General features: G+C 35.6%; 18 protein-coding genes, 25 tRNA genes and 2 rRNA genes (1 of these 45 cut by a window edge). 4 read left to right on the plus strand and 41 right to left on the minus strand.

The genetic code is table 11. From position 1 onward, the window contains the following. Positions 1-98: 98 nt before the first annotated feature. The 6 genes from CS873_RS06595 to CS873_RS06620 all read right to left on the minus strand — a co-directional run bounded on the left by CS873_RS06595 (position 99) and on the right by CS873_RS06620 (position 6,677). Positions 99-2,150 (minus strand): LTA synthase family protein, encoded by a 2,052-nt coding sequence (locus CS873_RS06595; protein ID WP_099975070.1) that lies wholly within the window; start codon positions 2,148-2,150, stop codon positions 99-101. Next, positions 2,151-3,188 carry a lysylphosphatidylglycerol synthase transmembrane domain-containing protein gene (locus CS873_RS06600; RefSeq protein ID WP_099975071.1) on the minus strand — a complete coding sequence of 346 codons (1,038 nt, stop codon included), beginning with the start codon at positions 3,186-3,188 and terminating at the stop codon, positions 2,151-2,153. Positions 3,189-3,197: 9 nt separating this feature from the next. Then, entirely contained in the window at positions 3,198-4,223 is a 1,026-nt protein-coding gene (locus tag CS873_RS06605; RefSeq protein ID WP_099975072.1) for a glycosyltransferase family 4 protein, read from the minus strand. Next, entirely contained in the window at positions 4,216-5,415 is a 1,200-nt protein-coding gene (locus CS873_RS06610; protein WP_099975073.1) for a glycosyltransferase family 4 protein, read from the minus strand. Before CS873_RS06610 ends, CS873_RS06605 begins: the two co-directional genes overlap by 8 nt. 62 nt (positions 5,416-5,477) lie before the next feature. Continuing rightward, on the minus strand, positions 5,478-5,972 hold the full coding sequence (locus tag CS873_RS06615; protein ID WP_099975074.1) for a QueT transporter family protein: 495 nt from the start codon (positions 5,970-5,972) through the stop codon (positions 5,478-5,480). Between the two features lie 57 nt (positions 5,973-6,029). After that, positions 6,030-6,677: a deoxynucleoside kinase gene (locus CS873_RS06620; protein ID WP_099975354.1), complete on the minus strand. Its 648-nt coding sequence runs from the start codon at positions 6,675-6,677 to the stop codon at positions 6,030-6,032. A gap of 216 nt (positions 6,678-6,893) precedes the next feature. Between CS873_RS06620 and CS873_RS06625 the strand changes: the two genes are divergently transcribed. Together CS873_RS06625 and CS873_RS06630 are read left to right on the plus strand one after the other, a co-directional pair. Beyond that, positions 6,894-7,142: a hypothetical protein gene (locus tag CS873_RS06625; RefSeq protein WP_099975075.1), complete on the plus strand. Its 249-nt coding sequence runs from the start codon at positions 6,894-6,896 to the stop codon at positions 7,140-7,142. Positions 7,143-7,331: 189 nt separating this feature from the next. Then, positions 7,332-8,675: a SpaA isopeptide-forming pilin-related protein gene (locus CS873_RS06630; RefSeq protein ID WP_099975076.1), complete on the plus strand. Its 1,344-nt coding sequence runs from the start codon at positions 7,332-7,334 to the stop codon at positions 8,673-8,675. A 37-nt stretch (positions 8,676-8,712) separates the two neighbouring features. On the opposite strand, the gene CS873_RS06635 is transcribed toward CS873_RS06630, so the two are convergent. Both CS873_RS06635 and CS873_RS06640 read right to left on the minus strand, forming a co-directional pair. After that, positions 8,713-9,057, minus strand: coding sequence for a hypothetical protein (locus tag CS873_RS06635; RefSeq protein WP_099975077.1), 345 nt, complete (start codon positions 9,055-9,057; stop codon positions 8,713-8,715). 67 nt (positions 9,058-9,124) lie between these two features. Next, positions 9,125-9,745, minus strand: coding sequence for a GyrI-like domain-containing protein (locus tag CS873_RS06640; RefSeq protein ID WP_099975078.1), 621 nt, complete (start codon positions 9,743-9,745; stop codon positions 9,125-9,127). A 72-nt stretch (positions 9,746-9,817) separates the two neighbouring features. Between CS873_RS06640 and CS873_RS06645 the strand changes: the two genes are divergently transcribed. After that, positions 9,818-10,360, plus strand: coding sequence for a dihydrofolate reductase family protein (locus tag CS873_RS06645; RefSeq protein ID WP_099975079.1), 543 nt, complete (start codon positions 9,818-9,820; stop codon positions 10,358-10,360). A gap of 11 nt (positions 10,361-10,371) precedes the next feature. Here the strand turns inward: CS873_RS06645 and CS873_RS08155 are convergent, their stop codons facing one another. The 3 genes from CS873_RS08155 to CS873_RS06655 form a co-directional block, all read right to left on the minus strand. Next, a complete protein-coding gene (locus tag CS873_RS08155; RefSeq protein WP_169922464.1) occupies positions 10,372-10,536 on the minus strand; it encodes a hypothetical protein in 165 nt (54 codons plus the stop codon). 193 nt (positions 10,537-10,729) lie between these two features. Beyond that, a complete protein-coding gene (locus CS873_RS06650) occupies positions 10,730-11,116 on the minus strand; it encodes a carboxymuconolactone decarboxylase family protein (RefSeq protein ID WP_099975080.1) in 387 nt (128 codons plus the stop codon). Positions 11,117-11,189: 73 nt separating this feature from the next. Further along, a complete protein-coding gene (locus CS873_RS06655; protein ID WP_425435954.1) occupies positions 11,190-11,558 on the minus strand; it encodes a MerR family transcriptional regulator in 369 nt (122 codons plus the stop codon). 132 nt (positions 11,559-11,690) lie between these two features. Here CS873_RS06655 and CS873_RS06660 point away from each other — a divergent pair, with 132 nt between their 5' ends. Then, positions 11,691-12,368 carry a type 1 glutamine amidotransferase domain-containing protein gene (locus CS873_RS06660; protein WP_099975081.1) on the plus strand — a complete coding sequence of 226 codons (678 nt, stop codon included), beginning with the start codon at positions 11,691-11,693 and terminating at the stop codon, positions 12,366-12,368. A gap of 61 nt (positions 12,369-12,429) precedes the next feature. On the opposite strand, the gene CS873_RS08160 is transcribed toward CS873_RS06660, so the two are convergent. From CS873_RS08160 to CS873_RS06805, 30 genes are all read right to left on the minus strand, one after another. After that, complete coding sequence (locus tag CS873_RS08160; protein WP_169922465.1) at positions 12,430-12,603, minus strand: hypothetical protein; 174 nt, start codon at positions 12,601-12,603, stop codon at positions 12,430-12,432. Beyond that, a complete protein-coding gene (locus tag CS873_RS06665; RefSeq protein WP_099975082.1) occupies positions 12,590-12,892 on the minus strand; it encodes a hypothetical protein in 303 nt (100 codons plus the stop codon). The genes CS873_RS08160 and CS873_RS06665 overlap by 14 nt, the downstream gene beginning before the upstream one ends. Then, entirely contained in the window at positions 12,889-13,206 is a 318-nt protein-coding gene (locus tag CS873_RS06670; RefSeq protein ID WP_099975083.1) for an HAD family hydrolase, read from the minus strand. The genes CS873_RS06665 and CS873_RS06670 overlap by 4 nt, the downstream gene beginning before the upstream one ends. 146 nt (positions 13,207-13,352) lie before the next feature. Continuing rightward, positions 13,353-13,436: transfer RNA gene (locus CS873_RS06675), tRNA-Leu, on the minus strand. A 32-nt stretch (positions 13,437-13,468) separates the two neighbouring features. After that, positions 13,469-13,539, minus strand: a tRNA-Cys gene (locus CS873_RS06680). A gap of 14 nt (positions 13,540-13,553) precedes the next feature. Beyond that, a tRNA-Gln gene (locus CS873_RS06685) sits at positions 13,554-13,625 on the minus strand. Positions 13,626-13,632: 7 nt separating this feature from the next. Continuing rightward, positions 13,633-13,705 (minus strand) — tRNA-His (locus CS873_RS06690). A 13-nt stretch (positions 13,706-13,718) separates the two neighbouring features. Further along, positions 13,719-13,789, minus strand: a tRNA-Trp gene (locus tag CS873_RS06695). Between the two features lie 4 nt (positions 13,790-13,793). Continuing rightward, positions 13,794-13,876: transfer RNA gene (locus tag CS873_RS06700), tRNA-Tyr, on the minus strand. A 12-nt stretch (positions 13,877-13,888) separates the two neighbouring features. After that, a tRNA-Phe gene (locus CS873_RS06705) sits at positions 13,889-13,961 on the minus strand. Between the two features lie 4 nt (positions 13,962-13,965). Continuing rightward, positions 13,966-14,039, minus strand: a tRNA-Asp gene (locus CS873_RS06710). Positions 14,040-14,060: 21 nt separating this feature from the next. After that, positions 14,061-14,150: transfer RNA gene (locus CS873_RS06715), tRNA-Ser, on the minus strand. A gap of 36 nt (positions 14,151-14,186) precedes the next feature. Continuing rightward, positions 14,187-14,258: transfer RNA gene (locus tag CS873_RS06720), tRNA-Glu, on the minus strand. Positions 14,259-14,264: 6 nt separating this feature from the next. Further along, a tRNA-Ser gene (locus CS873_RS06725) sits at positions 14,265-14,352 on the minus strand. A gap of 7 nt (positions 14,353-14,359) precedes the next feature. After that, positions 14,360-14,433, minus strand: a tRNA-Ile gene (locus CS873_RS06730). 13 nt (positions 14,434-14,446) lie between these two features. Further along, positions 14,447-14,517, minus strand: a tRNA-Gly gene (locus tag CS873_RS06735). Between the two features lie 43 nt (positions 14,518-14,560). Beyond that, positions 14,561-14,634 (minus strand) — tRNA-Asp (locus CS873_RS06740). Positions 14,635-14,650: 16 nt separating this feature from the next. Then, positions 14,651-14,724 (minus strand) — tRNA-Met (locus tag CS873_RS06745). Positions 14,725-14,751: 27 nt separating this feature from the next. Further along, positions 14,752-14,825 (minus strand) — tRNA-Ile (locus CS873_RS06750). Positions 14,826-14,833: 8 nt separating this feature from the next. Continuing rightward, positions 14,834-14,907 (minus strand) — tRNA-Met (locus CS873_RS06755). Between the two features lie 36 nt (positions 14,908-14,943). Then, positions 14,944-15,017: transfer RNA gene (locus CS873_RS06760), tRNA-Pro, on the minus strand. 8 nt (positions 15,018-15,025) lie between these two features. Continuing rightward, positions 15,026-15,099 (minus strand) — tRNA-Arg (locus CS873_RS06765). A 13-nt stretch (positions 15,100-15,112) separates the two neighbouring features. Next, positions 15,113-15,198: transfer RNA gene (locus CS873_RS06770), tRNA-Leu, on the minus strand. 14 nt (positions 15,199-15,212) lie between these two features. Continuing rightward, a tRNA-Gly gene (locus CS873_RS06775) sits at positions 15,213-15,284 on the minus strand. Positions 15,285-15,287: 3 nt separating this feature from the next. Further along, positions 15,288-15,360 (minus strand) — tRNA-Thr (locus tag CS873_RS06780). A gap of 49 nt (positions 15,361-15,409) precedes the next feature. Continuing rightward, positions 15,410-15,492: transfer RNA gene (locus tag CS873_RS06785), tRNA-Leu, on the minus strand. Between the two features lie 27 nt (positions 15,493-15,519). Continuing rightward, a tRNA-Lys gene (locus CS873_RS06790) sits at positions 15,520-15,592 on the minus strand. A gap of 4 nt (positions 15,593-15,596) precedes the next feature. Beyond that, positions 15,597-15,669 (minus strand) — tRNA-Val (locus CS873_RS06795). A gap of 8 nt (positions 15,670-15,677) precedes the next feature. Then, positions 15,678-15,794: ribosomal RNA gene (rrf, locus tag CS873_RS06800) — 5S ribosomal RNA — on the minus strand. 65 nt (positions 15,795-15,859) lie between these two features. Then, positions 15,860-17,500 (minus strand): 23S ribosomal RNA (locus CS873_RS06805); it runs 1,276 nt beyond the window's last position.

Below are 17,500 nucleotides of genomic sequence, written 5' to 3' on the forward strand. Positions count from 1 at the left end.
CACTTTATTTTACTTTTTTTTCGTTTTTTGCTTTTAACTCATATTTTAGTTAATTTTTTTAATATAAAAAGAGCTAAGGGACATTGTCCCTTAGCTCTTTATTTCAACTCTGGTGCATTAGTTACGTAGTCTTCTACGTAAGACTTTCCATCATTTTCCATTTTCAAACTTGTCTTGCTCTTTTGAGAATCTTTTAGTTTCTTCAAGGCAGTTGATTTTTTATAACTAAAATCAGCTTTATTAACTTTAGTAAAGCCATCTAACTTGTTGAATCTTAATAGATCTCCATTGAGTACTTGATCAGAAAGTGATAGTTCCGTTGCTACTTTATTAGTCAATCTAGATTTCTCTTTATCCGAAATATTGGTGTCAACTTTAGCGGTCTTAGTATTATAGTAAGTACTTCCTACTTTTGTAACATCAGGAGTAACAAAATTACCATTTCTAAATGCAACTACTTGAGAATGCTCAGATGAAAGTAAATCACTACCAAACTGAACTGTCCCTTTATCGGAAACACCCATAAGATTCATTAACGTTGGCATTACGTCAATTTCGCCACCATATGTATGATTTATTCCACCTTGTAACCCGTCCATATGTATCATGAATGGAACTCTCTGGTATTGCGCATCTTGGAAATCATTGAAATTCTTGATTCCTGTTAGTTTAGACATAGGTTTCTTATGATTTCCGGAAATTCCATAATGATCACCATAGAATACAACCATGCTTGTTTTGTCTAACCCTGTCTTTTGAAGCCAATCCATAAACTCACCAACAGAATCGTCCAAATATCTTGCTGTTTGGACATAACCATCGACAGTTTTATCACCTGTCTTTGTTCTGGCAATTGATTGGTTCTTCTTATCCAGATCATATGGATAATGATTAGTTACAGTAATCAGTTTTGCATAGAAAGGTTGTGGTAGTTGTTCGATGTACTGTGAAGAATCCTTCAAGAATATCTTATCTTTCATACCATAACCAACATTATAGCTCTTCTTTTGCTTGTAGTAATTAGAACTGAAGAAATAATCATAGCCCCATGATTTATAGGCGTTATCTCTATTCCAGAAACTTGGAACATCTCCATGGAATGCTGCTGTAGTGTAACCATCTTGGTCTAACATAGCAGGCATAGCTTGGAAAGTATTAGTAGTTCCATCAACCACCATTCCTGATCCTTCTGGTAACCCAAATAGTGAGTTCTCCAACATCATTTCGGCATCGGAAGTTTTACCTTGCCCTACTTGATTAAAGAAATTGTCAAAACTTAAGGTATTATCTTCGTGATATATTTTGTTTAGGTTAGGAGTTACCTCTTCTCCGTTCACTTTATAGTCAATTAGAAATTGTTGGAAACTCTCTAAATGAATAACAAAGACATTCTTTCCTTTTGCGACACCAGTATATTCAGCATTAGGTGTAACGTAATTGTTATCAAGATATCTCTTAACCGATGTAAGGTCAGATGGCTTTGCATTTGCCTTATTGGCATTTGTTTTTGTCGTCTTTGTCACATCATAAACATTGAATGCGTTTAATCCTAGATACTTAACGATATAGTTATTGTCAAAAGTTCTTGTTAAAAGTTGTGGTCTGTCTGCCTCTGCTAGAGAAAGATTTGCCCCAAACAATAATACCGCCAAAGATGTAACTAATACTGGTATTCTCCAGTTTAATCTTCTGATGTCCATTTTAATTACATGGAATGATAGTAATAGAATTAAAATTATTACATCTAAAAATACTAGAAAATCAGTAGGTTTTACTATTCCTAAAATACTTTTACTTAAATTATTTGATGTTGCTGATGAACCCTTGATTAGAGCCATTGTTATAAAATCAGAAAATTCTCTATAGTAGAGAATATTTGAAAACAGCCATAATGTGTCTAAGAAGTCTATTACTAGAAGAAAAATATATGATTTTCTTCCCTTCATGTATAGTGAAAGACCAAATAGTAACAACATAACCGGTATCGGATTAATAATCATTAGGAAAGTTTGCATACTTCCCTTTACACCTAGGTTAAATTTATTTTCGTATGTATATACTGTCTTAATAACATACAAAACAAGCGCTAATAATACGAAACCTAATCGTGTATTCAGAAAATTAGATATCTTCTTAAAAACATTCTTCATTTACTTAGTCTCCAATTTCTTGTCGATATTATCTAGATTAGGTTTTTTGGAAATACCTATGATTCCAAGGAACATTCCTAAATAATATGTAATAAATCTCCACAAAAACATTCCTAAAATAAGTGACGGTCTTGATGGTATAAAAGTTGAAAATAAAGCTTTAAAACTAACTTCTGCTCCACCTGTTCCTCCAGGGATAGGGAAAATAGAAGTAATCATAACTATCATGATTTGCATAACAATAACGTCCACAAAGTTTGCATTGTTGATATGTAATGCTAACAATACAAAATAAACTACAAGATAGTAGAAGAATAACTGTATAAAAGTTAGAAGTGAAGCTTTTATAACTTTCTTCTTTTCCTTCTTTAAAATAAGACTCTCTTGATAGAAATCATCGATACTTCTTAAAGATCTTTTAATTATTCTATTCTTTTTTTCTGGTTTTAAGAAAAATAAAGTTACTTTTAAGGTTCCTGATACAAAATGTTTAGTGAATTGATAGTAATACATAACCATTAGTAAAAATGTAATTGTAACTAAATGAATTACCATACCAAATAAAATTAATGATGCTAGTCCTGAAAAATGTTTCGCAACACTTTGAAAGCTAATCATCATTGCAAAAATAAAGTTAATTAAGACGATGGTTTGAAAAATTATAAATTTCATTAGTAAAACTGAAGTTGCGCGTGCACCTTCAATCTTTGATTGCATTAACCCTACAAGTTGGGCTGGTTGACCACCAGAAGAAAATGGCGTTATCGCATTGAACAATGCCTGAATTAGTGGAATACGGAACATTTCCCACCAACTAAATTTACGATCTTCTTCTTTTTTTAACAAAGTATGCAGCACCAATGCCTCCACTCCAAAAGAGATTAGCATAGATAGCACCGCAACTAATAGCCAAAAATAATTCAAATTTTTAAGTATAACTAATAGAGAAGCAAAGTCGATCTTACGTGCTTCCCACCAAAAAATTCCAAAACCAACAAATAGCATAACAAACAATGCAATTACATTTTTTCTATTCATAAATATAGCCTATCTAGTCAAATTATATTGCTCATTGTAGAAATCATACCAAATTTTACTCAAATTATCTTGTGAATATCTTTTAGTTGCAACATCTGATTCTTTTTTCAACACTTCTAGTAATGATCTATCTTTTTTAGCTTTCTTAATAAAATCTTCCATTTCAGAACGGTCACTAGCGGGATGATAGTACCCACTAATGATTGCTTGATATAATTCCAAATCTCTAAGTAATACTGGTGCTCCACAGCTGAAAGCTTCTAAAACTGACATTGGGAATAACTCATCATATGAAGGAAGTAAGAATATATCACAAATATTATAGTAATTTACCAAATCATTGCGATCTACAATACCTGTAAAAATCATGTTTTTTGGTGCATTATCGATCATATTCTTGTATCGGTCATATCCATCTGTGATACGTCCAAAAGAAAATCCACCTGCCCAAATAAATTTTATATCTGGATTGTCTAAAGCCAATTGATAAAAATCATCAATTCCCTTACGTTCTTGAACTTGTCCATTACCAAAAACTATAAAATCATCTGGTTTTAAATTATTTTCTTTTCTAAATTTCAGCTTCTGTGCTTCTGTCTTGTGATAGAAGTTTTCAGTTGAAACAAAATTAGGAATATATTTGATTTTTGATCTGTCTAATCCATGATTTACTAACTTATCAATAAAAGTAGGATTAACAACGACAATTTGATCCATTCGCTTATAAAAACTAATCACATATTTATAAAATACTTTCTTTATTAAATAAGGTAATTTGATGCTTCCTTCAAGTGTTTCAGGTAGAAAATGTACGTATCCAATTTTTCTACCTCTTTTTTTAAAAAAAGTAGATAAATAAAATGGGAAGTTAATTGTATGGTAATGACTCAAATCACTTTTTGAATAATCATTAATAGTAATGTCAAAATCATCTTTGAATCTTTCATTTAATAAGTTAATCAATTCAAGATAAGCACTACCTACACCCTGACCTGCGACTTTATCTGCAGTAGAAAACATGGCAATCTTAATCATTTGTATACTCCTCTGGATTTATTGAAGAATCCGAAAGTTTTTCTTTAATAAAGTATTGTTGTGATTCTTTATAGAAATCAATAATAGAATCTCCAAACTTATCAGAAGAAATATTATAGATAACTTGTTGACGAGCTTCATGGTCATCAAACGCTTTGGAATGATCCAAATAGGCAATAATCTTTGGTACTAGTTGGTCATCATCATTAAATGTGACACCAACTGATGGATCAGTTAAGAGTTCTTCAGTATAATGTGCACTACGTACCACAATCTTAAGACCAGAAGCTATTGCTTCTATATATGTTAGTCCTTGAGATTCTGTATCACTGGAAGAAACAAATAAATTAGCCATGTGGTAATATGGTGAAATTTTATCGTGATCTACCTCGCCAGTAAATATTACATTTTCTTGAAGATTAAGATCATCAGAAATCTGAACTAATTCTTTCATATCAGGTCCACCACCAACGATGACTAACTTGATTTTAGGATTATACGCTAAAAGTTTTGGCATACATTCCAACATATGGTCAATTTTCTTCTCCATCGCAATTCTACTTAACATCAAAATGACAGGTGTATCATCATCTAATCCTAGCTTTTTACGTAGATTTGCTGTATTAACTGGTTTTGTATATTCAGAAATATCAACACCAGTTGGAATGATTTTTATAGGTGCAGATATTTTATATCTATCAAGAGTTTCTTTAACTTGTTCACTTGGTGCAACAACACCTGAGGCACTCTTTACAAACATTTTAGTCATTTGCTTAACATGATATGGCTTTAATAGGTGACCATTTAGAACATAATGTAAGTAGTCTTCATACATTGTGTGATATGTATGTATGAAGGGAATTTTTAATTGTCTAGCAACAAATTTTCCTATTAATCCTAAAGAAAACTCTGTCTGAGTATGAATTATGTCTAATTTTAATTCCTTTGCCAAATCTACAGCGTGGAACATCCCTCTAATCGCAACTCTACGATCTTTAAATGAAATAAACGGAACACTTGATAACCTAAATATATTGGGTTCAATTGTATCCTTCGAAACATTAGGGTCAGTTGTAGTGAAAATATATACAGAATGACCTTTTCTTTCTAAATCATTTTTTAATGTTTGAATTGATGTAGCCACTCCACTTACTTGTGGGAAGTAAGTATCAGTGAATATTCCGATGTTCATACACACACCTCTTGCTTATTTATAAACTTTATTATAGCAAAAAAGAGGAATCTCTTCCCCTTTTATCTAGTTATTATAGATTTGAAATTATTATTTTGCAGTAGGAAGTAAAAAATTATAACCCCTACAATTAAAACACCTAATTCCCCAAGTGCAACCGTTCCAGCAGAAATCCAGAATGGTAATTTTAAAACATAATGTAGTTCTGCTCCAATAATTAGTCCATTTACTATAGAACCTGTTACCGGAACTATCCAAACATTCTTATAATTGTTTGGTACTCGGGTAATGATGAAACATACTAGAGCAGTAGCAATAGTTCCGAAAACTATGTCATAAACTCCAAGTGAAGCACTAAATACATTTGCCACCAGACATCCCATAATCAATGACCAACTGTATTTATGGTCAAGAAACGGTAAAATCATTAATACCTCAGAAACTCTAAACTGAATTGGTCCATAAGAAAGTATTGAAATTACAGGTGTTACTGTCAACACAATGTACAAAGCAGCAACAATAGCTATTTTTGTTAATTCATGAGTTTTATTATTCAATTTAAATTCTCCACTGTTTTATTTAAGACAGGTTACCAGTGTTAACTGTCTCAATATTTAATTTCTTTCAATTCCTCTAAGTTCTAATTCTTTATCAATTTGTTGTAAAACGCTTTGCAAGTCATCTTCATTTTCAACAAAATTGAATTTGTCACCGTCAATTTTCATTTTAGGACTGTAGTCATAGTTGTCATACCAACCATCATATCTTTTAAGTAGTGATTTGTAGTAATTTTCCAATGTACTATCTTGTTCAAGCTGTTCGTAATCACGACCACGTTTTTGAATTCTGTTAATCATAGTTTCATATGATACGTCGATATGAACTAATAAATCTGGGGCTTTTTTATCAGCAGCATATGGAAGCTCCTGCATCATATTATCCAAAAGATCATCATAAACTTGCACTTCTTGACTCGTTGCACGTCCCATATCGGCATTCATATGGAAAAATAGAGAATCTTCATAAATAGAACGATCTAAAACATTATTGTCATCCAACATTGCTTGCTTAATAGAATCAAAACGTTTATTCAAAAAGTATATCTGCAATAGAAATGCATATTTTTTAGGATCTTTATAAAACAAAGGTAAAACTGGATTATCATCTACTTGTTCATAGAATGCTTCAGTTCCTAAGTGTTCAGATAAAAGTGTTGCTAATGAGCTCTTTCCGGCGCCAATTGTGCCGCTTAATACGATCATCATTTTGACCCTCCCTTAAAAAAATTACTTTTATATCTTACCACTATACTTAGTAAATTCTATGGACTTTTTTTATGAAGAATTTACAAATGTTATTCAATAGTTGATAACTGGAACTATTTAGAATAAAAAAATAATTATAATAGATATTGTATTGTCATATATAAAAATTTTATAATACATTAGTAATTGTGAAAAAAGTATAAAGGGGAAATTATGATTATTTCAAAATTCAAAAAAATAATTATTGTTTTGTTTGGTTTATTTATAATTTTGGGAAACATTAAGCCAACAACTGTCTCAGCCACTTCATATTCTAGTTCAGATATTATATCTAGTGCTGAGATTTCAAGCAACAAACCTAGCTATAGCTATAGTAGTAGTGTGAGTTTATCCTACGAATTTGACGCTTCAGGTGTTGAATTAAAGAACGGTGACACTTTAACTATAGATTTACCTGAATAATTGAAAGTAAGCAAACCAGGTACCACTTTCGATATAACAAACGAACTTGGTGAAGTTATTGGTAATGTTACTCTAAATGCCGACAACACTATATCTGTTAATTTCACGAACGTTGAGGGAGTTGACGACCTATAAGGTAAAATTGAGATAAATGATGGTATTACACCTAGTAAAAATGCCAATGTAGGTATGAACGACGTCGTATTTGAAACTATGAATGGTGAACAACATAGTGATATGAACATCGCAGTATCAACATCTAATACATCTAAAAAGGGTGTGCTAGGTCAAGATGATGAAGGAAATTCTGTAATTACATGGTCTATTTTGGTAAATAGAAATGAACTTGACCTAGGTACAATCAATGTTGAAGATCGTATTACTGATCCTAATCTAGAATATATTTTAGGTTCTGCATCAGTTTACGAAGCTACTTGGAAAAGCGACGGTATTTACAATACCGGAAGAGAACTAAATTCTGGCGAATATATTATGCAAGAAATGACAGACGGAGTTAATGTAACTATTCCTGATGCCGGTGCACAAATGTACGTAATTAAGTTACAAACAAAAGTAGTTCCTCCAGAACTAGAAAATGATGGAACTACCGTATTCAGAAACAATGCAAGCATGACCTGGAATGGTAATGGTACCGGAGAAGGCTCTGTCGCAGGTGAAGACAGTTCTTCTGCAAAGGTAACATCAAATGTCAACACAGGTAATGGTAGTGGTAAAGATAGAGGTTCTGCCACACTACAAAAAACTGACGCAGATGATAGCAGTATTCTTGTTCCCGGAGCTACATATGGTCTCTTTGATGAAAATGATGTTCTAATTGATTCTAAAGATACTGATGCAAATGGAAAAATAACTGTTGAAGATTTAAAACATGGTAACTACTACTTTAAGGAATTAAATGCTCCAGATGGATATGAAATTAATGAAGATGAAATTCATTTTACAATTAATTCAGAAAATACTGTCGTAAATAATCTAATGACATCTGATCCCAAAACTGAAGTCCCTGTAATTCCTATTGATCCCGTGGAACCAATTAAACCTATCGATCCTGTTACTCCTGTAGATCCTAATCCAGTTGATCCACCTAAGCCTATCGATCCTACTACTCCTGTGGATCCTAATCCGGTTGATCCACCTAAACCTATCGACCCTGTTACTCCGGTAGATCCTAATCCGGTTGATCCACCTAAACCTATCGACCCCGTTACTCCTGTGGATCCTAATCCGGTTGATCCACCTAAACCTATCGATCCTGTTACTCCTGTGGATCCTAATCCGGTTGATCCGCCTAAGCCTATCGACCCCGTTACTCCTATAGATCCTAATCCGGTTAATTCAATCAACCCAATCACTCCGATTAATTCTATAGGAACTGATCAAAGTAATAGCAATGGAAAACTTCCACAAACAAGCACTAAAAAAGATACTCTGATGATTTCAACAATTGGAACATTGTTGCTTGCAAGTGTCGCTGTATTATTTACTAGAAGAAATAAAAAATTAACCAAATAAAAAAGCTTTGAGTCAAAACAGACTCAAGGCTTTTTTATTATCTAAGAATGTATGTTAAAACTTGGCTAGCATCAACATAAAGATCTTCATTGTATCTTAGTAACTGAGTTCCATCACTCATAGTAACAAGAACATCTGAGTGATGTAGCAAGTTATCAGGGTTAATCAACATCATTAATGAAATACCGCTCAATGTTGTAGGACCCACTGGCTTATCAATTACATATGGAAAATTACCAGTTTCAATCTTTGTAACAGTTGGTAGAGCATACTCGGTTGAAGCATCTGTAGTAGCAGCGCTAGCATTTACTGATGATACACTTCCAACAAATCCTAAAGCTAACATACTAATAATAAAAACATTAATTAGTTTCTTCTTCATAATCTCACCTCTTGTATAATTTTATAATTTAATTATACATTAGATAATAAATTTATACTATCTAATTTTAATTAAGTGAGTACCTTAAAGTTGTTTTTAACTTACTTCTATCTACTTTTCTAAAATCCGACAAATAAATTTCTCTGTGAGCATATTTTTCCATGATATTATTTCTAGTTAGATTATTTTGCTCCATAAAATCCTCCATTATCTTAAAAGATTCTATTTCCGTTTCAAATGGACCTTTATGCAAAATTTCTATAACTTTACCATCACTGATTTGCTCAAACCTAATATTGTCAATTAAAGCTAGGTCTTTTTTAGACTTAACATCGTTAATACTTTCTTCAAACATTTCTTTAGTGACCTGATCAGGTTGTCTTATCATTATCTTATATACAAGTGCATCTTTATTTAAATATTCATCTCTTGAACCATCTGATGTGGTCCAAACACCCTCAAGTGGATAAACAGTATATTCGAATGGTTCTGTATACACTCCATTTTTTAGTGCCATTCTCAAATTATATGCAACAGGATATAACGTTGAAATTCTATCGGAAAACTCTTGCTCATTTGGATTACCCTTACCAGAAATAGTAATATAGTTATATGTTGGCAGATTTAATACACTTACCTTTTTTGGTAAATAAATATCTTTTTCGGATTTTCGCCATTCGTATTTCATATTATTTCTCCTTAGTTTATTCAAATTATATCAACTACATTGTTATAATTATAAAATACTTGGAGGATAAATATGCGAAAAATAATTTTTTACGGCTGTATCTCATTAGATGGATACCTTGCAGACAAAAGCAATAAAATAGATTGGTTAGAATCGATAGACAACCCTGATTTATTTACAAAAAGTTACGAACCCTTCATAAAAAATATAGATACTTTGATTTGGGGAAGAAATACATATAATTATGTTGAAGAAGCTCTTGACCCATTTCCATACGGTCAATACAAAAACTATCTGTACACTCATCATGATGATATTAAAGACAAAACAAATAAAAATGTCATTATACCTACAGAAAATCCAGTTGCTTTAGCCAAATCTCTTGTAAAAGAAGATGGTAAAGATATTTGGGTTGTTGGTGGTGGAGAAATAATAACAGAATTAATTGAAGCTGATTTGGTTGATGAACTAATAATACAAATAGCACCTATCCTCCTAGGAGATGGTAATACTCTGTTTAAAAAACTTGCTAGCTTAAAAAGATTTAAACTTACAGACACAGTTACTTATGGAGACGTAGTAGAAATAAAATATAAAATAAAAAAAGACCTCTAAGAGGTCTTTTTTTATAGCTTTCTTCCGCATAACGGACAATACATGGGTCGAATGCGAATTTCTTCTAATGTACCATCCAATACTGTTTTGACATAAACCTGTTCAAGGTTTTCTTTTGAACAGTAAACACATCCCTGCGATGTGACATTTAAATCAATTCCTAACTTACTCATCATTGCCGAGTCCTCCTCAAACAATTCCCTAAAATGTAATAATAAAATTACATCTAAAATGAGTTTATATTATTATAATAAATATTGCAATAAATGAAAACAAATTATAAAACTACTTATAATATAAGACACTTTATTTATTCTAATAAATATTAAATTCGAGGAATTGATCTTTATTACTTAATTTATCTATAAATTATTTAGAACTAGAAAAAATTTCCTTTGCAACATTGATTGCATTCAATACCTTTGGGAACCCTACATATGGTAAACATTGAATAAACGTTTCAATTATTTCCTGCTCCGACAGACCCACATTCAGAGATCCGTTTATATGTACCTTTAATTGATTATTTGTATCTCCTTGGGTTAACAAACTGGTAATTGTAATCATTTCCCGTTGTTTTAAATCAAGTTCAGGGCGATTATAAATATCGCCAAAAGCAAACTCGTATATATATTTTCCGATATCTGGTGCGATGCTATCTAAGGAATCCATAACAGAGTCTGCTGCTCTTCCATCAACCATAGCTAAAGTTAATTTCCCCAGATCTAATCTACTTATTTTCTTATTATTCAACATAGTTAATTCTCCTCGTTAATTTAGTTGCCAAAGTTAGACTAGCATCTGGAGTTAACTCCACGTCAATAAAAATTTATCTAGAATTATTATCTTCTTGCATTTTTTTGTACGTATCAATTTTGTTATCAATAAAGTTGATATGTTCATCTATTTTCTTTTTATCATTTTCAAGTTTGAGACGTTGATCAAATAATAATTCCATTCTCTGAGGAATAGTCCTATCTCCTTCATATCGCAATTTTGAAAATTCTTTAATATGATTTATAGACATTCCAGTAGATTTTAATCTCTTTATAAATTCGATCCATCTTACATCCTTCTCCGAATAAATACTTAAATTATTAGACAATCTACCAGGTATAATAAGTTCTTCCTTTTCGTAATATCTTAGGGTATCTACAGATAGATTCACTTTTTTAGAAAATTCACCAATTTTATACATTATTAACACTTTCTAAAATATTGTAGTTGACCTGATTTTACTACTTACAATAGATTAAACACAAAACTATCTATAAAAAGAAATCAGGAGTATACTTCATTTAAAATAAAATTTATTTAGTAGGTAAAATTTATGAAAAAAATATTAGTTGTTGAAACAAATATTGGAACATATGGAGATCGAAAAGAAGCCACTGGTTTGTGGTTAGGTGAAAATACTGAATTTGTTAGAGAAGTAACTGCAGCAGGATATTCGGTTGATTATGCCAGTCCTAAGGGCGGATATGTTCCAATTGATCCAAGAAGTATTCAATATGCTTCTAAGGAAGATTTGCAAATGTATAATGATGCAAATTTCAGAGAAAAAGCCCTGTCACATACTCTAAAACCAACTGATGTAAATTCATCTGACTATCAAGCAATATATTTTACAGGAGGTCATGGTGTTATGTGGGACTTCCCCCACAATAATGAATTTCATCAAATAAGTTTAGATATCTATAATAATGGCGGATTTATAACATCAGTCTGCCATGGAATTTCAGCATTACTTTACCTTAAAGATAGAAAAGGTGATTATATTATCCAGAACAAGAAAATAACTGGTTTTACTAATACCGAAGAAATACTCAGTGGCAAAAGAAATCGCGTACCAATTTTAAATGAAAAAGTTGCTCGATCACATGGATCAATATTTCAAAAAAAACGTGCTTTTAGCCCCTACGCTGTTCAAGACGGTAATTTAATTACAGGTCAGAATCCATACTCACCTAAGGAAGTTGCTACTTTATTAATTAAAAATCTAAAATAAAAAAGACTAAAACATTAAATGATGTTTTAGTCTTTTTTATTATTTGTTAATTCTCCATTAGTTAATTTAAACGTTCTTCATAAATTAAAACAATTGCTTTAGCCACATCAATACTATTGCTACTACAAACAAAATCTGGACTTAAACCTAAATCCTTGGCAAGATTTTTATCAGTATTTTCGACCCAGACACTTTTCTCTGAATGTTTTATTATTTCATAGTCATTGGCTATCATTACCAAAGCAATAATAAGGTTCTGTACAGTACTTTCTCAACGTAGAGTATTTGTTTATGCCAGCAGATGTAATATCTATATTTTTCTCCCCTGAATGCTTAATAACATTTAAATTACCCTTAAGATTAACGATGTTTAATATATCGCTAAAAATACTATCAAGAATATTTATCAAAATTACTTTAATTGGATTAATTATAGAATTTAAATCTACATTTTCTGAAAGACTGTCAGGATCTAATTGTCTGTAGATCCTATTCTTTTTATCAACATTTGAAGAATAATTCAACTGTCATCCACTATGTAATTAAAACTGTAATCAGAAATTATTCCTTTTATAGATGTAAAACTATCCGAGTCGATAGATTTAACTACCTCAATTTCGTTGTCAATTTTCTTTACTATAGAACCATTTCCTCCAATTAATAAATTATCAGATGAAAATTCAGGAATAATAGGTATTAGATCTCTAATAGGTCGTGCAGATGCAAAACTAACACTATTACCTTCTTGTTCAAGTTTTAAAATTGAATCCTTAATATGTGGAGAAATTTTCTTACCATCTAAACTAAGAGTGCCATCAACGTCAAAAACATATAACATAACTAATTCTCCTAATATACAAAATATAGTAACAATAGTGATTAAGAAAAAATTACGTTTTTTACTGTTGATTCTATTACTTAAAACATAAAAAAACTCTAACTATTGGTTAAACCAACAGTTAGAGTTTTATAATTATTATTATATACCGGTGATCGGGGTCGAACCGATACTCCCAAACGGGAACAGGATTTTGAATCCTGCGCGTCTGCCAATTCCGCCACACCGGCAAAATATTACCTTGATAAAGATACAACCACAAAGGCGGTAACCGGATTTGAACCGGTGATCAAGGTTTTGCAGACCCATGCCTTACCACTTGGCTATACCGCCATATCAAAATAAAATTGGGCTAGCTGGATTCGAACCAGCGCATGACGGAGTCAAAGTCCGTTGCCTTACCGCTTGGCTATAGCCCAATAAAAGGGCGGTATGTGGGAATCGAACCCACGTGTGTCGGATCCACAAACCGATGTGTTAACCACTTCACCAATACCGCCATAAAAGGTAGACAGGGATAGTAGGAATTGAACCCACACTGACGGTTTTGGAGACCGTAGTTCTACCTTTAAACTATATCCCTATAATGGAGGGGAGAGGATTCGAACCTCCGAACCCGAAGGAGCGGATTTACAGTCCGCCGCGTTTAGCCAAACTTCGCTACCCCTCCAGAAAAAACAAATGGCGCGGGACGGAATCGAACCGCCGACACATGGAGCTTCAATCCATTGCTCTACCAACTGAGCTACCGAGCCATTACGGTCCCTACGGGAGTCGAACCCGTGATCTCCTGCGTGACAGGCAGGCGTCCTAACCAACTAGACCAAGGAACCAAACGTGAGTGAAACTCACAAAGGAGGATGTGGGATTCGAACCCACGCGCGATGTTACTCGCCTGACGGTTTTCAAGACCGTTCCCTTAAGCCGGACTTGGGTAATCCTCCAAAAATGCTTAAGAATATTAAGATGCATAGCACCTATGACCCGTACGGGATTTGAACCCATGTTACCGCCGTGAAAGGGCGGTGTCTTAACCACTTGACCAACGGGTCGAAAAACGGAGAAGGAGGGATTTGAACCCTCGCGCCGCGTTAGCGACCTACACCCTTAGCAGGGGCGCCTCTTCAGCCACTTGAGTACTTCTCCAGATTAGTGGGCCTAAATGGACTCGAACCATCGACCTCACGCTTATCAGGCGTGCGCTCTAACCAGCTGAGCTATAGGCCCATAATAGCGGCAAAGCGGGTGACGAGAATCGAACTCGCGACAACAGCTTGGAAGGCTGTGGTTTTACCACTAAACTACACCCGCATATCAGGAAATAATACTAAAGTAACTAAAAATTAGTCACTAACGGTCCCTACGGGAGTCGAACCCGTGATCTCCTGCGTGACAGGCAGGCGTCCTAACCAACTAGACCAAGGAACCAAATATTCAGTTTTTATTGCGGGAGCAGGATTTGAACCTACGACCTTCGGGTTATGAGCCCGACGAGCTACCAGACTGCTCCATCCCGCGATAATATTATAAGTTTATTCCCTATAATGGACCTTGTAGGACTCGAACCTACGACCGAACGGTTATGAGCCGTTTGCTCTGACCAACTGAGCTAAAGGTCCGGAATAAATAGCGGCGAAGGGGATCGAACCCCCGACCTCCCGGGTATGAACCGGACGCTCTAGCCAGCTGAGCTACACCGCCAAAACAAAATCAATAAATATAAAACAATCATTGATATCGGGAAGACAGGATTCGAACCTGCGACCCCCTGGTCCCAAACCAGGTGCTCTACCAAGCTGAGCCACTTCCCGTGAAACAATGCACCCAGTAGGAGTCGAACCTACAACCTTCTGATTCGTAGTCAGACACTCTATCCAGTTGCGCTATGGGTGCATATTCATTATAGTGCCGAGGACCGGAATCGAACCGGTACGGTAATCACTTACCGCAGGATTTTAAGTCCTGTGCGTCTGCCAGTTCCGCCACCCCGGCATTACTATAATGAAAGCGGAAGACGAGATTCGAACTCGCGACCCCCACCATGGCAAGGTGATGTTCTACCACTGAACTACTTCCGCATATGCCGACTAGAGGATTCGAACCTCCGACCCCCTGTTTACAAGACAGGTGCTCTGCCAACTGAGCTAAGTCGGCATATCATCATATATAATAATATACCTTGAAACAATTATTCAATTGTTAATACGGGTGAAAGGACTTGAACCTTCACGTCCATTGGACACTAGAACCTAAATCTAGCGCGTCTGCCAATTCCGCCACACCCGCATGTTACTTATTAAAAAAATGGAACAATGAGTCGTGGCAGGCTCGAACTGCCGACCCTCTGATTAAAAGTCAGATGCTCTACCAACTGAGCTAACGACTCATGATGGAGGATACAGGGATCGAACCTGTGACCTCCTGCTTGTAAGGCAGATGCTCTCCCAGCTGAGCTAATCCTCCATGAGACAGCGTGGCGACTTCCTATCCTCGCAGGTAGTTTCCCACCAACTACTTTCGGCGTTAAGAAGCTTAACTTCTGTGTTCGGCATGGGAACAGGTGTATCCTTCTTGCCATCATCACCACACTATTGGTACCTCGTACCTTCAAAACTAGATATTAAGAAATTTTAAAACACTTTAAACCACTTACTCGATTAAGCCCTCGATCTATTAGTACTGCTCAGCTCCATATGTCGCCATACTTCCACCCGCAGCCTATCTACGTCATCATCTTTAACGGATCTTACTTCCTTAACGGAATGGGAAATCTCATCTTGAGGGGGGCTTCGCACTTAGATGCTTTCAGCGCTTATCCCGTCCATACATAGCTACCCAGCAATGCCCTTGGCAGAACAACTGGTACACCAGAGGTATGTCCATCCCGGTCCTCTCGTACTAAGGACAGCTCCTCTCAAATTTCCTACGCCCGCGACGGATAGGGACCGAACTGTCTCACGACGTTCTGAACCCAGCTCGCGTACCGCTTTAATGGGCGAACAGCCCAACCCTTGGGACCGACTACAGCCCCAGGATGCGATGAGCCGACATCGAGGTGCCAAACCTCCCCGTCGATGTGAACTCTTGGGGGAGATAAGCCTGTTATCCCCAGGGTAGCTTTTATCCGTTGAGCGATGGCCCTTCCATGCGGTACCACCGGATCACTAAGTCCGACTTTCGTCCCTGCTCGACTTGTCAGTCTCGCAGTCAAGCTCTCTTATACCTTTACACTCTGCGAATGATTTCCAACCATTCTGAGAGAACCTTTGAGCGCCTCCGTTACTATTTAGGAGGCGACCGCCCCAGTCAAACTGCCCACCAGACACTGTCCCTCGCCGCGATTATCGGCGTAGGTTAGAGTTTTCATATAACAAGGGTAGTATCCCACCAATGCCTCCATCGAAACTAGCGTTCCGACTTCAACGGCTCCTACCTATCCTGTACATGTTACACAAAAACTCAATATCAAGCTACAGTAAAGCTCCATGGGGTCTTTCCGTCCTGTCGCGGGTAACCCGCATCTTCACGGGTATTATAATTTCACCGAGTCTCTCGTTGAGACAGTGCCCAAATCATTACGCCTTTCGTGCGGGTCGGAACTTACCCGACAAGGAATTTCGCTACCTTAGGACCGTTATAGTTACGGCCGCCGTTTACTGGGGCTTCAATTCTTAGCTTCGCCGAAGCTAACCAATCCTCTTAACCTTCCAGCACCGGGCAGGCGTCAGCCCATATACGTCATCTTACGATTTAGCATAGACCTGTGTTTTTGATAAACAGTTGTTTGGGCCTATTCACTGCGGCTGGCTTTTACACCAGCACCCCTTCTCCCGAAGTTACGGGGTCATTTTGCCGAGTTCCTTAACGAGAGTTCACTCGCTGACCTTAGGATTCTCTCCTCGACTACCTGTGTCGGTTTGCGGTACGGGTAGTTTAATTCTAACTAGAAACTTTTCTTGGCAGTGTGAGTTACTGTGCTTCGCTACTTAAATTTCGCTCCCCATCACAACTTGTCCTTATAGTTATAAGCATTTAACTCATATCAAGACTCGCGGCTTGGACACACTTTTCCAGCTGTGTGCACACATCATCCTCCTGCGTCCTTCCATCGTTCAAACAAATTAAACTAGTACAGGAATATCAACCTGTTATCCATCGATTACACCTCTCGGTCTCATCTTAGGCCCCGACTAACCCTGGGAGGACGAGCCTTCCCCAGGAAACCTTAGTCTTTCGGCCGATAGGATTCTCACCTATCTTTCGCTACTCATACCGGCATTCTCACTTCTATGAA

Origin of the sequence: Companilactobacillus metriopterae (genome assembly GCF_002762335.1) — a bacterium.
Lineage (GTDB): Bacteria > Bacillota > Bacilli > Lactobacillales > Lactobacillaceae > Companilactobacillus > Companilactobacillus metriopterae.